Origin of the sequence: Hydrogenophaga sp. (assembly GCF_011772445.1) — a bacterium.
Taxonomy (GTDB): Bacteria; Pseudomonadota; Gammaproteobacteria; order Burkholderiales; family Burkholderiaceae_C; genus Hydrogenophaga.
Genome location: NZ_WVZN01000003.1, coordinates 95,449 through 108,626 on the forward strand (window position 1 = coordinate 95,449; position 13,178 = coordinate 108,626).

Sequence of the window (13,178 nt, forward strand, 5' to 3'; positions counted from 1 at the left end):
CGGTTGGCCGAATACCGGACCGCCAGAGACGCCCGCCGCATGTCGGGCGTATACGCGGCCATTTTTGACTCCATCAAGCATATCGAGGTCCGGCGCAGGCAAACGCCCCCGGTTGCCGCGGATTCGACGTCCCGCTGAACCGGGCCGGACGCTCAGCGTGGCGCGCAAGCGCGCGCCACCTTCATCGCCAACTGGTGCAAGGCCTGCCAGGGCTCGGCGGGCCAGTCGGGGAACTTCAGGCCCTTGACGATGCCGTCCACGGTGTGGGCGTCGTCGAGCCAGCGCGCCAGTTGCGCCGTGCCCAGGGTGGGCAGCACGCGCTCCACCAGCTTTTCCTTCACGCCCCAGACGCGGCTCTCGCGCAGGGCGATGGGCAGCGGGCGGCCATCGTCCACGGCACCGCGCACGCGGTTGAGGGTGCGGATGTCCTCGGCCAGGGCCCAGTGCACCAGCACGGGCGCCTCGCCCTCGGCCTGCAGGCCGTCGAGCATGCGCTGCACGCGCGCCACCTGGCCGGCGAGCACGGCCTCGGCGAGCTTGAAGGCGTCGAAGCGCGCCACGTTGAGCACGGCCGATTCGACCTGCTCGAAACCGAGTTCGCCCTGCGGGTGCAGCAGCGCGAGCTTCTGGATCTCCTGGTGCGCGGCGAGCAGGTTGCCCTCCACGCGGTCGGCGAAGAAGGCCAGGGTGCGCTGCCCCTCTTCGCCCGCGCGCACGCGCTGGCCCTGGGCCTGCAGGCGCATCGCGATCCACTGCGGCAGGGCCTTGCGGTCCACCGGGTCCACGCGCACGGTCACGCCGTGCGCGTCGAGCGCGGCGAACCAGGCGCTCTTCTGCGTGGCCATGTCCAGGCGCGGCAGCACCACCAGGGTGAGCGTGCTGTGATTGCCATCGGCGGCCTCGGCCAGTTGCTGCAGGGCGGCCGAGCCGTCCTTGCCGGGCTTGCCCGAGGGCACGCGCACCTCGACGATCTGCTTGTCGGCGAACAGGCTGAGCGAAGCACCGCTGGCGATCACGGACGACCAGTCGGCGTGCGCGCCGGCCATGGTGTGCACGGTGCGTTCGGTGTGGCCCTGCTCGCGCGCGGCGGCGCGGATGGCGTCGCCCGCCTCCTGGATCAGCAGCGGCTCGTCGCCGTGCAGGGTGTAGAGGCTGCGCAGCCCCTTCTGGAGCTGGGCGGCGAGCTGGTTCGCGGGGACCTGCATGCGGCCGTCAGATCTGGCGCACGGCGGCGAGGCGGCGCACCACCTGCTGCGCGATGTCGTTGGTCATGTCGCGGTAGAGCATCTGTTCCTCGGCGTCCTTGGACAGCACCTGGGTCTCGTTGAAGCTCATGTCGCGCTCGATCAGCAGCTCGGTGTCCTCGATGAGGATGCGCTCGTCGCGGGTGCGCAGGTTGAAGCGGAAGCGTTGGCGCAACTGCAGTTCGCGCACCTGGCCGGCGGCTGTCTGGCCCACGACCACCCGCTCGCGCTGGTCCACCTGCACGGTGAGGATCACGGGCGGCGGCGGCGTGCCGTTCACGCGCAGGTCGTTGACCTGCAGCTCGCGGTAGAGCTGGGACGTGACGTAACCGCCCGGGATGCCATTCAGTTGCACGGCGTCGAAGGCGAAGGTCGGCGCCTCGCGCAGCTTGAAGCCGCAGGCCGACAGGGCCAGTGCCGCCGAACCACCGAGCAGAAGGCGCCGCTGCATCACCATGATCAGACCACCACGTTGACGAGGCGGCCCGGCACCACCACGACCTTCTTGGGCGCGGCGCCGGCCGCTTGCTTGATGAAGGCCTCGCTGGCGAGCGCGGCGGCTTCGATGGCGGCCTTGTCGGCGCTGGCGGGCACGGTGACGCTGCCGCGCAGCTTGCCGTTGATCTGCAGCACGAGCTCGATCTCGTCGCGCTGCAGCGCGGCCTCGTCGGCCTGCGGCCAGGGCGCGTCGAGCAGTTCGCCGGGGTAGCCGAGTTCGCTCCACAGCGTGTGCGCGATGTGCGGCGTGGCCGGGTACAGGCAGCGCAGCAGGATGCCGAAGCCCTCGGCGGCGGCGGCTTCGTCGGCCGCGCCCTCGGGCGTGAAGCCCTCCAGCGCGTTGAGCATCTTCATGGCACCCGACACCACGGTGTTGTATTGCATGCGCTGGTAGTCGTAGTCCACCTGCTTGAGCACGGTGTGCACCTCCAGGCGCAGCGCCTTGGCGGCTTTGGACAACGCGGCCTGGCCCACGCCGGCGGCCAGCGCGCCCTGCTGCGCCCCCTGCGCATGGCGTTTGTGGCCATAGGCCCAGACGCGGCGCAGGAAGCGGTAGCTGCCTTCCACGGCTGCGTCGTTCCACTCCAGCGTGGCCTCAGGCGGCGCGGTGAACATGGTGTACAGGCGCGCGGTGTCGGCGCCGTACTTCTCGATCAGGTCCTGCGGGTCGACGCCGTTGTTTTTGGACTTGGACATGGTGCCCACGCCCTCGTAGTCGATGGGCGTGCCCGCGGGCAGTTCGCCGACGGCGTTCTTCAGTTTCGCGCCGATGACCTTGCCGCCCTCGTCGAGCACGTTGTCCACGTCGTGCGGCCAGAAGTATTCCTTGCCGCCCTTCTCGTTGCGGCGGCTGTAGATGTGGTTGAGCACCATGCCCTGGGTGAGCAGGTGGGTGAAGGGCTCGTCCACCTTGACGAGGCCGAGGTCGCGCATGACCTTGGTCCAGAAGCGCGCGTAGAGCAGGTGCAGGATGGCGTGCTCGATGCCGCCGATGTACTGGTCCACCGGCATCCAGTAGTCGGTGCCGTCGGCCACCATGCGCTCGCGGTTCTGCGGGTCGCAGTAGCGCATGAAGTACCAGGACGAGTCCACGAAGGTGTCCATGGTGTCGGTCTCGCGCCGCGCGGCCTTGCCGCACACGGGGCAGACGACGCCCGCGTGAAAGCCCTCGTGGTGGTTGAGCGGGTTGCCGCTGCCATCGGGCACACAGTCCTCGGGCAGCACCACGGGCAGGTCCTTCTCGGGAACGGGCACGGCGCCGTGTTCGGGGCAGTGGATGATGGGGATGGGCGTGCCCCAGTAGCGCTGGCGGCTCACGCCCCAGTCGCGCAGGCGCCAGGTGGTCTTCTTCTCGCCCAGGCCCTTGGCGGCGAGGACTTCGGCGACCTTGTTCACCGCATCGGCATGGCCCAGGCCGTCGATGAAGCCGCTGTTGACGCAGACGCCGCGCTGCTTGTCGGCGTACCACTCCTGCCAGGCGTCGGTGCTGAAGACTTCGCCCTCGACCGCGACGACCTGCTGAATCGCCAGGCCGTACTTCTTCGCGAAGGCGAAGTCGCGCTCGTCGTGCGCGGGCACGCCCATGACGGCGCCGTCGCCGTAGCTCATGAGCACGTAGTTGCCCACCCACACGGGCACGGCCTCGCCGGTGATGGGGTGCGTGACGCTCAGGCCCGTGGGCAGGCCTTCCTTCTCCTTCAGCGCGAGCTCGGCCTCGGTGGTGCCGCCCTTCTTGCACTCCTCGATGAAGGCGGCGAGCTTCGCATCGCTGGCGGCGGCGTGCGTGGCCAGCGGGTGCTCGGGGGCCACGGCGCAGAAGGTGACGCCCATGATGGTGTCGGCGCGCGTGGTGAAGACGTGGAGCTTGCCGTCACCGATGAGCGCGCCGCCCGCGTCCTTGATCTGGTGCGGGAAGGCGAAGCGCAGGCCTTCGCTCTTGCCGATCCAGTTCTCCTGCATCAGGCGCACCTTGTCGGGCCAGCCGCTGAGCGTGGCCTTGGGGTTGCCGATCTGCACGTGGTCGAGCAGCTCGCCCGCGTAGGCGGTGATGTTGAGGTAGTAGCCCGGGATCTCGCGCTTTTCGACCAGCGCGCCGGTGCGCCAGCCGCGGCCGTCGATGACCTGTTCGTTGGCGAGCACGGTCTGGTCCACCGGGTCCCAGTTGACGACCTGGGTCTTGCGGTAGGCGATGCCCTTCTCCAGCATCTTGAGGAACAGCCACTGGTTCCAGTGGTAGTAGTCGGGCGAGCAGGTGGCGACCTCGCGGCTCCAGTCGATGGCCAGGCCCATGGCCTGCATCTGCCGCTTCATGTAGGCGATGTTGTCGTACGTCCACTTGGCCGGCGGCACCTGGTTCTTGATGGCCGCGTTCTCCGCCGGCAGGCCGAAGGCGTCCCAGCCCATGGGCATGAGGACGTTGTAGCCCTTCATGCGCAGCTGGCGCGTGAGCATGTCGTTGATGGTGTAGTTGCGCACGTGGCCCATGTGCAGCTTGCCGCTGGGGTAGGGCAGCATGGAGCAGGCGTAGAACTTCTTCTTGCCGGCGTCTTCGGTGACGCGGTAGGCGTCGCGGGCGGTCCAGTGGGCTTGCGCGGCGCGCTCGACGTCTTGGTGGGCGTATTTGTCTTGCATGGGGACGGGGAAGACCTGGGGGCCGGACGGGCGTGGCGTGCCCGTGGGAGCGGGGATTTTAGGCCGGGGGCCCGGCGGCGCGCCGTCAGCGCGGCGACGCGGGCTGGCGGGCCGTGAAACCCACGCGCCGCAGCCCCGCGGCCTGCGCGGCGCCGATGATCGCGAGCACCCGGCCGTAGGGCAGTGACGCGTCGGCGCGCAGCTGCAGTTCGGTCGCCGGGTCGCGCTGCGCGGCCTCGCGCAGGCGATCGGGCAGCGCCGCCTCGGGCACGACCTCGCCGTTCCAGCGCAGGCCCGATCGGGTGTCGAGTTCGAGCGTGACCACGGACGCGGCAGCGGGCGCCGGTGTGGCGGTCTTCTCCGCCGGCAGCTCCAGCGCCATCTGCCGCGCCATCAGCGGGGCGGACACGATGAAGATCACCAGCAGCACCAGCACCACGTCGACCAGGGGCGTCACGTTGATGTCGCCGATGGCGCGCGCCGGGCGCGTGCCGGGCAGGCGGCCGAAGCTCACAGGACAAGCTCCGTGCAGCGCGCGGCGGGGCGAGCCCCGTCGGGTGGCCGTGCGGTGCTCATGGCCGGGGCGTCGGCGCGAACCATTCGCGCAGGTCGTGCGCGAAACCTTCGAGCTCGGCCTCCAGGCGCGCGATGTGCCGCCCGAGGGCGTTGTGGCCCAGCACGGCGGGAATCGCCACGGCCAGGCCGGCGGCCGTCATGACCAGGGCCTCGCCCACCGGGCCGGCCACGCGCTCGATCTGGAAGCCCTCGCCCATGCCCACGGCCGCCAGCGCGTGGTGCACGCCCCAGACCGTGCCCAGCAGCCCCACGAAGGGCGCCGTGGCGGCCACGCTGGCGAGCAGGGTCTGACCGAACTGCAGGTGGGCACGGCGGGCGTCGAGCGCGCCGCGCAGCAGGCGCGTGACCTGCGCGGCCCGCTCGCCCTGGCGCGCCAGGCTGGCGGCGTCCACCGCCTCGAGCGAGCGCGCGGCCTGCAGCAGCGGCAGCGCGAGCGCGGCGGTGTCGGCCTGAGCCAGGCGGCGCTCGGCTTCGTCGATGTCGGGGGCGAGCCAGAAGGCCGCCGTGGCGCGCGGCAGCGCCTGCGCGCCGCGGCGCAGCAGGGAATATTTCCAAATCATCACCACCCAGGTGGCGACGGACATGGTAAGCAGCAGGGTTCCGATGGCCTGGCCGAAGGGGTCGGCCTGGAGGAACACCTGCCACATGCTAGGTGCGCAGCCCCAGCACGTCGAACATGTCGAACAGGCCGTTCTGGCGGCCCGCGAGGAAGCGCACGGCGCGCAGGCTGCCCTGGGCGTAGGTGCTGCGGCTGGCGGACTTGTGCGTGATCTCGATGCGCTCGCCGGTGCCCGCGAACAGCACGGTGTGGTCGCCCACGATGTCGCCGCCCCGGATGGTGGCGAAGCCGATGCTGGACGGGTCGCGCTCGCCGGTGACGCCTTCGCGCGCGTAGACCGCGCAGTCCTTCAGGTCACGGCCCAGCGCATTGGCGATGACCTCGCCCATCTTGAGCGCGGTGCCGCTGGGCGCGTCCACCTTGTGGCGGTGGTGGGCCTCGATGATCTCGATGTCGTAGCCGGTGGACAGGGCCTTGGCCGCCATCTCCAGCAGCTTGAGCGTGACGTTGACGCCCACGCTCATGTTGGGCGCCATGACGATGGCGATGCGTTGGGAGGCCTCGGCGATCTCGGCCTTCTGCTCGTCGGAAAAGCCGGTGGTGCCGATGACGAGTTGCACACCGTGCTCGACGCAGGCGCGCAGGTGGGCCATGGTGCCTTCGGGGCGCGTGAAGTCGATCAGGCAGTCGCTGCCTTTGAGGCCTTGCGCGAGGTCGGCCGTGATGAAGACGCCAGTGGACTGGCCGGCGTAGGCGCCGGCGTCCTGCCCGATGGCGGGGCTGGCGGCCATGTCGAGCGCGCCGCCGAGCACGCAGTCGCCGCTGGCCTGCACGGCCTCGATAAGCATGCGGCCCATACGGCCGCTGGCGCCCGCGACGCAGACGCGGGGGCTGGTGCCGGGTTGACTCATCGCGCCGGCTCCAGCGGCGGGAACTGGGTGGTGGAGGGCGCGGGGGCGGCGCTGGCGGGCAACGGCGGGGCCTGCGGCTTGTTGCGCTCCGCGAATTCCTTGAGCTGCTGCTCGGTCGCCTCCAGCGGCGGTACCTTGCCGGTCTTGCCGCGGCGCGCGTCGAGCGAGGCCACGAACTCGGCTTCGCTCGGCAGGTCGTCGGCCTCGTGGCGCGCCAGCACACCGTCCTTGAAGAACACCGACACGCGGCGGCTTTGCGGCTCCTGGCCTTGGCGCTTCAGGGTGAAGACGTAGTCCCAGCGGTCGGCGTGGAACACGCTGGCCAGCAGCGGCGAGCCCATGATGTCGCGCACCTGCTCGCGCGGCATGCCGGGCTGCAGCGCCTGGACCTGCTCGCGGGTGATCACGTTGCCCTGGAGGATGTCGATCTTGTAGGGGGTGACCCAGCCGGCCACGGTACCGCAGCCGCCCAGTGCCAGCACGGCGGCGAGCAGGGCCGCCGGTGCGAGCGGGATTCGGAGCTTGAAGAGAAACATGGCGAAAACCCGGGTGGGCCTGCTGGCCTTGCGCTGGCGCGGCCGGCGCAAGGCGGACGATAATCGGTCGGCCATTGTAGTGAGCCCGACGCCAGCACCATGTCCAACATCGAAGACCTCAAGAGCACCGGCCTGAAGGCCACGCTGCCGCGCCTGAAGATCCTCGAGGTCTTCCAGAACGCCACGCAGCGGCACATGACCGCCGAGGACGTGTTCCGCGTGCTGCTCGACGAGCGCAGCGACATCGGCCTGGCCACGGTCTACCGCGTGCTGATGCAGTTCGAACAGGCCGGCCTGCTCACGCGCAGCAATTTCGAGTCCGGCAAAGCCGTCTACGAACTCAACGAAGGCCAGCACCACGACCACCTGGTCTGCCTGGATTGCGGGCGGGTCGAGGAGTTCTTCGACCCCGAGATCGAGAAGCGCCAGCAGATGGTGGCCAAGTCGCGCGGCTTCGCGCTGCAGGAACACGCGCTCTCGCTCTACGCCAACTGCACCAAGGGCGACTGCCCGCACCGCGTCCCCAAGGCCGGCGGCCACCGCTGAGGGCCACGGACGATCCGGCGCCGGGCCGCCCCAAGCCGGATCGGTTCCGTCGGGGGCAGCGCCCCGCGCAGCGGCGAAGCGTGGGGCCCCGTGTCACTCGTCTCGCGACATGGCTGCGCGGTGGCGCTGCACGAATTCCTGGTAAGTGTCGATGCCGCGCAACTGCAGGATGGTGTTGCGCACCGCGGCCTCGACCAGCACGGCGATGTTGCGACCCGCCACCACCTGGATCACGGCCTTGCGAACGGGCACGCCCAATACATCCTGGTACAGCGGCTCGTAAGGCATGCGCTCGTAGTCGCGCTCCATGGTTTCGCGGCGCACCAGGTGCACGATGAGCTGCAAGCGCATCTTGCGGCGCACCGCCGTCTCGCCAAAGATCGCCTTGATGTCGAGCAGGCCGATGCCGCGCACTTCCAGCAGGTTCTGCAGCAGTTCGGGGCAGCGGCCTTCCACGCTGGTCTGGTTGATGCGGTACAGGTCCACCGCGTCGTCGGCCACCAGGCCGTGGCCGCGCGAGATGAGTTCCAGCCCGAGTTCGCTCTTGCCCAGACCCGATTCGCCGGTGATCAGCACCCCCATGCCCAGGATGTCCATGAACACGCCGTGCATCGTGGCGCGGTCGGCGAAGTGGCGCGAGAGGTAGGCGCGCAGCACGTCGATCACGAAGGCCGCGGACTCGTGGGTCGCGAACATCGGGATCTGGGCGCGCTCGCACATGGCGAGCAGCTCGTCGGGCGCGGGCTTGTCGTCGGCCACCACCAGCACCGGCGGCTCCAGCGTCACGATGCGCGCCACCCGGCGCCGGTTGTCGTCGACGCTGGGGCTGGTGAGGTAGGCGACCTCACGCTCGCCGATGACTTGCAGGCGGTAGGGGTGGATGTAGTTGAGGTAGCCGACCAGGTCGGCGCCGGAGCGCGCGGCGCGGATCGCCACCTCGTCGAAACGGCGCTCGGAGGCCCCCAGCCCCGCGATCCACTGCCATTTCAGCGTGTCCCGGTGGTCCTCGAAGAGGACGTCGGCGCTGACGACGGTCGGCTTCATGCGGGAAGATCGGCCGCCGGGCCGCCCCAAGGCCGATCAGCCCACTCGGGGGGCTGAGGACCGCGGCTCCAGGCCTGCCTGCGCAGGCCTGGACGGTCCGAAGAGGCAGCGACTCTGGCGCTGCCGCGCCCTGCAAGGGGCGTCTCACGCAACGGCGGAGCGTGGGGGCTCAAGGTTCAGGCGGCGGCGTGCGCCGACTGCCAGTTGGCGATCAGGCCGTGCAGCGCGGCGGCGTCGGTCGAGGCCTTCATGCGCTCGCGCAGGGCACTGTCGCTCAGGAGCTCAGCGATTTCCGACAGGATTTCCAGGTGCTTCTGCGTGGCCGCCTCAGGCACCAGCAGGAAGATCATGAGCTGCACCGGCTGTTCGTCGGGGGCATCGAAACCAATGGCGCCGGCCAACTGGAACACGGCGGCCAGTGGCTGCTTGAGCCCCTTGATGCGACCGTGAGGAATGGCCACGCCATGACCGAGTCCGGTGGACCCCAGGCGCTCGCGCGCGAAGAGGCTGTCGGTGATGAGCGCGCGGTTGAGGCCGTGCAGGGTTTCGAACAACAGGCCCGCTTCCTCGAAGGCGCGCTTCTTGCTGGTGGCGTCAACGCTGACGAGCACCTGCGCGGCGGGCAATATGGCAGACAGTCGGTTCATGGGGGCCCTTTCGGGCGCGAATTATGCGCTTCTGATCTCCCACGCCTAGATGAAAAAGACAAAAAAGCCGCTTGACAACTCAAGCGGCTTGCTGCAGTGCAGCACGATCACAAACCCACGAACGGCGCGGGTTGTGACCGTTTTCACATCAGGCGTTTCACGGCTTCGTGGTTGTGGTCCTGCGTCTTGGTCTTGTAACGCAACACCTGGCGGTCGAGCTTGTCGGCGAGTTCATCAACGGCGGCATAAAGATCGGCATGGGCACTCTCGGCGAACAGGTCGCGCCCTTTGACGTGGATGTTGCATTCCGCGCGTTGTCGCAGGTCTTTTTCCTTGAGGTTGTCCACTTTCAGCAGCACCCGGATATCGACGACCTGGTCGAAGTGCCGGGAAATGCGTTCGAGCTTGCTGGTGACGTAGCCGCGCAGCGCGGGAGTGACCTCGAGGTCGTGACCGTTGATCGTCAGGTTCATGAGTGAGCCTCCAATTGCTCCGGGTTGACACAGGCCGCCGGGGGCAGGGCCATCCGGCGACCACGGGATGGCTTGCGACCCACTATGCCGACGATGCCCCGCCCACGCAAGCCGAAAGCGTCAGAAATCGTGACTTCCTGATCGGCGTCAAGACCGGCGGTCCGAGACGCGCGTCGGGAACCGAGGTGGGGAGTCGGTCACGGACGGCGATCGAAGCGAGGTGGCCGAGCGTCGCCAATCGGTCGTGGCTTCGTTCGCGCACGCCTATGCTCATACCAATGGAAGACTCGCTGGCCCTGCGGCTGCAATTGCGCCGCGAGCAGATTCGCCTGCTCGCGGACAACGTACCCGCGCTGATCGTCGGCACCCTGGTCCTGGCATTCGGCACAGCCGCGCTGCTGTGGGTGAACGAGCAGCCCGTGCGGGCCGTGGCCGGCTGGCTGGCAGCCGTGGTGCTGCTGTCCGTGGCGCGCCTGGTCTTGCTGCACCGGTTCCGCCGCGACACCGGCCACCCCCCCGAGCGCTGGGCGCCGGCTTTCGTGTCCGCCTCCGGAGCCGCCGGCCTGTGCTGGGGGGCGCTGGCCTGGCTGTTCTTCACCCCCGAGCAGCCGTTCACGCTGGCCATCGTGGCCATCGTGCTCATGTCGATCCTGTCGAGCGCGAGCCAATCGCTGGGGGCGTTCTTTCCCGCCCACCTGGCGTTTGCGCTGCCCTGCGTCCTGCCCTTCGCCGCCCGATGCCTGGCGTCCGGACAAGGCTCGCTGGTCACGATGGGGGGGCTGACGCTGTTCTACCTCCTCATGGCCGAGTTGTTCGCGCGGCGCATTGCGCGCGCCTTCGAAGACGCCTTGCGACTGCGACTCGAGAACGAATCGCTGGCGGGGCAGCTTCGGGTGCAGATGGACCGCGCGGAATCGGCCAACCGGGCCAAGACGCGCTTCCTCGCCTCGGCAAGCCACGACCTTCGCCAGCCCATCCACGCGATGAGCCTCTTCGTTCCCGCGCTCAAGGCGCTGGCCGAGCGACCCAGCCTGAACCCCCTGGTGGTGGGCACCATTGCCGAGCGCCTGCAGGCGGCGCTGGACACCATGGCGCAACTGCTCAATCGCCTGCTTGACATCTCCCGGCTGGACGCGGGCGCATTGCAACCCCATCCTCAGCCCGTGGAGCTGCACGCGCTGCTGCGCAAGGTGGCCGACGAAGTGACCCAACTGGCGAAGGCCAAGGGACTGGCATTGCGCGTGCGCGACGGGGACCTGGTGGTGCACGCGGACCCCGCCATCCTGTACACCATCCTGAGCAATCTCGCGGGCAACGCGGTGCGTTACACCGAACGCGGCGGCGTGTTGCTGGCCGCGCGCCGACGCGGCGAGATGGTGCGGCTGGAGGTCCGCGACAGCGGCATCGGGATTTCGGCGGACGACCTGCCACGCGTCACCGAAGAGTTCTTCCAGGCGGACGAAGCACGAAGCGACGCGAGCCAGACGCGCGGGTTCGGCCTGGGCCTGGCCATCGTCAAGCGCTCGGCCGAACTGCTGGGCAGTCCGCTGCACGCGCGTTCCAGTCCGGGCCGGGGATCTGTCTTCGCCATCGAACTGCCCCTGGCTCGCGAGGCGGCGCCCGTCGCCGCCCCCGCCGCGCCCGAGCTGGCGCCCAGCCACAAGCACCGGGTGCTGGTCGTGGACAACGATGAGCAGATACGGGCCGCCATGTCCTACCTGCTGCGGGGCTGGGGCCACGAGCCGCTGCTGGCGAGCTCGGTGGCCGAGGTGCAGGCCCACCTCGACGCCGGCGCGGCGCCCGAACTCGCCCTGGTCGACCTGCACCTCGACGGCGACACGCATGGCCTGCAGGTGATCGAGCGGCTTCGAGAGCGGCTCGACCACCGCATCCGCATGGCCATCGTCACGGGCGACACCAGCCCGGAGGCACTCGCCGCGATCTGCGCCGCAGGCGTCACGGGCCTGCACAAGCCCGTGACCCCACAGCGCCTGCAGCGCTTCATCGACGACGCCCACACACCAGCCGAAGACGTCTCGACGTGATAGCGTCGCGGTGCCCTTCAACCACCACCGGGAGCACCGCGTGTCGCTCGACACTGTCCTGAGCCACAGCATCCAGTTGCGCGCCCCCGGCGCGACCCCGGCCGAGGGTTGCGCCCTCGTGCTCATGGGGGGCGGCGCACGCACCGCCTACCAGGCCGGGGTGCTCAAGGCCGTGGCTGCCATGCTGCCCGACAGCGCTACGGCCTTTCCCTTCCGCTGGCTGTTCGGCACCTCGGCCGGCGCCCTCAACGCCAGCTTCCTGGCCAGCCGCGCGGACGACGGCGCGGCCGCGCTGCCCGCGCTCGGCGAGTTCTGGCTGAAGCTGCGCTCCGAGCACGTGTACCGGCTGGAAGCGCCCACCTGGGTGCGCGCCAGCCGCGTGCTGGCGGGCTGGACGCTGGCGCGCCAGGTCAAGCGCCACCGAGCGCTGCTCGACACCCTGCCCCTGGTGAACACCCTGCACCAGCACATCCGCCTGCAAGGTCTGGAGACGGCGCTGGAGCGCGGCTCGATCGACGCGCTGGGGGTCACCGCCTCGAGCTATTCCACTGGCGAGCACTGGACCTTCTGCCAGACCCGCGCCGACAGCACCGTGCCGGCCTGGCACCGGCCCGGGCGGCGCGCCGAGTTCCAGCCCATCACCATCGAACACCTGATGGCCTCCAGCGCCATCCCCTTCCTGTTCCCCGCCGTGCCGCTGTGGGTGAGCGGGCACCGCGAGCACTTCGGCGACGGCTCCATGCGCCAGCTCTCGCCGCTGTCGCCGGCCATCCAGTTCGGCGCGCGCCGCATCCTGGTCGTCGGCGTGGGCCAGCCGCAGCGCGCCGGCCTCACCGGCCGGCACGACACCGCCGAGCTCACGGCGGGCACCATCGCCGGCCACGCCATGGCCAGCGTGTTCCACGACACCCTGCAGGCCGATGTGGAGCAGACCATGCGCGTGAGCCAGACTCTCGCGCGCCTGCCGCCCGAGGTGTCGTCCCTGCTGCCCTACCACCCGGTGGAGGTGATGGCCATCCAGCCCAGCGTGTCGCTGGACGAACTCGCGCTCAAGCACGTGAACGAGCTGCCCGTGACCACGCGCCACACGCTCATCGGCCTGGGCGCGCTGGACACCCGGCGCGGCGCCAACGCCAGCGCCGCGGCGCTGGCGAGCTACCTGCTGTTCGAACCCGGCTTCGTTCACGCGCTCATGGCCCTGGGTGAGCACGACGCCTGGCGGCGCCAGGACGAATTGAAAGCCTTTCTGGCCTCTGCCGGCGCGAACGCCACCGCGGACCCGGTGCGATAATCGCCCCCGTTTTCACACGGAGCCCTTGATGGACAGCACACCCCCCAGTCGTGTGCTTTCAGCCCTCTCCGCGACCGTCTGAGCAGCGCCCTGTCGCTGCGGCCTGGACGGGCGGCTGGCTGAAAGCGCCACCGACCCCGCCGGCCGGGGCAACCCCGGCCACCGCCAGACCGTTCT

General features: G+C 69.8%; 13 protein-coding genes. 3 read left to right on the top strand and 10 right to left on the bottom strand.

Annotated elements, in window-relative coordinates; genetic code table 11:
- Nucleotides 1-152: 152 nt before the first annotated feature.
- The 7 genes from holA to GTO19_RS00880 all read right to left on the bottom strand — a co-directional run bounded on the left by holA (nt 153) and on the right by GTO19_RS00880 (nt 6,955).
- Nucleotides 153-1,205, bottom strand: coding sequence for a DNA polymerase III subunit delta (gene holA / locus GTO19_RS00850; protein ID WP_291016708.1), 1,053 nt, complete (start codon nt 1,203-1,205; stop codon nt 153-155).
- 7 nt (nt 1,206-1,212) lie between these two features.
- On the bottom strand, nt 1,213-1,695 hold the full coding sequence (lptE, locus tag GTO19_RS00855) for an LPS assembly lipoprotein LptE (RefSeq protein WP_291016711.1): 483 nt from the start codon (nt 1,693-1,695) through the stop codon (nt 1,213-1,215).
- A gap of 8 nt (nt 1,696-1,703) precedes the next feature.
- Nucleotides 1,704-4,373 (bottom strand): leucine--tRNA ligase, encoded by a 2,670-nt coding sequence (gene leuS / locus GTO19_RS00860; RefSeq protein WP_291016713.1) that lies wholly within the window; start codon nt 4,371-4,373, stop codon nt 1,704-1,706.
- Between the two features lie 85 nt (nt 4,374-4,458).
- On the bottom strand, nt 4,459-4,887 hold the full coding sequence (locus GTO19_RS00865) for a biopolymer transporter ExbD (protein WP_291016715.1): 429 nt from the start codon (nt 4,885-4,887) through the stop codon (nt 4,459-4,461).
- Between the two features lie 58 nt (nt 4,888-4,945).
- Nucleotides 4,946-5,596: a MotA/TolQ/ExbB proton channel family protein gene (locus GTO19_RS00870; RefSeq protein WP_291016717.1), complete on the bottom strand. Its 651-nt coding sequence runs from the start codon at nt 5,594-5,596 to the stop codon at nt 4,946-4,948.
- Between the two features lies 1 nt (nt 5,597).
- Nucleotides 5,598-6,419: a 4-hydroxy-tetrahydrodipicolinate reductase gene (gene dapB / locus GTO19_RS00875; protein WP_291016719.1), complete on the bottom strand. Its 822-nt coding sequence runs from the start codon at nt 6,417-6,419 to the stop codon at nt 5,598-5,600.
- Nucleotides 6,416-6,955, bottom strand: a complete 540-nt coding sequence (locus GTO19_RS00880; protein ID WP_291016721.1) for an outer membrane protein assembly factor BamE — start codon at nt 6,953-6,955, stop codon at nt 6,416-6,418. Before GTO19_RS00880 ends, dapB begins: the two co-directional genes overlap by 4 nt.
- A 99-nt stretch (nt 6,956-7,054) precedes the next feature.
- Between GTO19_RS00880 and fur the strand changes: the two genes are divergently transcribed.
- Nucleotides 7,055-7,501, top strand: a complete 447-nt coding sequence (gene fur, locus GTO19_RS00885) for a ferric iron uptake transcriptional regulator (RefSeq protein ID WP_291016724.1) — start codon at nt 7,055-7,057, stop codon at nt 7,499-7,501.
- 93 nt (nt 7,502-7,594) lie between these two features.
- Here fur and hprK read toward each other — a convergent pair whose 3' ends face one another.
- The 3 genes from hprK to raiA all read right to left on the bottom strand — a co-directional run bounded on the left by hprK (nt 7,595) and on the right by raiA (nt 9,665).
- Nucleotides 7,595-8,545, bottom strand: a complete 951-nt coding sequence (gene hprK / locus GTO19_RS00890) for an HPr(Ser) kinase/phosphatase (RefSeq protein ID WP_291016727.1) — start codon at nt 8,543-8,545, stop codon at nt 7,595-7,597.
- Nucleotides 8,546-8,721: 176 nt separating this feature from the next.
- Nucleotides 8,722-9,192 (bottom strand): PTS sugar transporter subunit IIA, encoded by a 471-nt coding sequence (locus tag GTO19_RS00895; RefSeq protein WP_291016730.1) that lies wholly within the window; start codon nt 9,190-9,192, stop codon nt 8,722-8,724.
- Between the two features lie 143 nt (nt 9,193-9,335).
- Nucleotides 9,336-9,665: a ribosome-associated translation inhibitor RaiA gene (gene raiA / locus GTO19_RS00900; RefSeq protein WP_291016733.1), complete on the bottom strand. Its 330-nt coding sequence runs from the start codon at nt 9,663-9,665 to the stop codon at nt 9,336-9,338.
- A 278-nt stretch (nt 9,666-9,943) separates the two neighbouring features.
- Here raiA and GTO19_RS00905 point away from each other — a divergent pair, with 278 nt between their 5' ends.
- Both GTO19_RS00905 and GTO19_RS00910 read left to right on the top strand, forming a co-directional pair.
- The gene (locus GTO19_RS00905; RefSeq protein WP_291016736.1) at nt 9,944-11,710 is read left to right on the top strand and encodes an ATP-binding protein; all 1,767 of its coding nucleotides are present in this window, start codon (nt 9,944-9,946) and stop codon (nt 11,708-11,710) included.
- Between the two features lie 40 nt (nt 11,711-11,750).
- Nucleotides 11,751-13,001 carry a patatin-like phospholipase family protein gene (locus GTO19_RS00910; RefSeq protein WP_291016739.1) on the top strand — a complete coding sequence of 417 codons (1,251 nt, stop codon included), beginning with the start codon at nt 11,751-11,753 and terminating at the stop codon, nt 12,999-13,001.
- Nucleotides 13,002-13,178 lie beyond the last annotated feature (177 nt).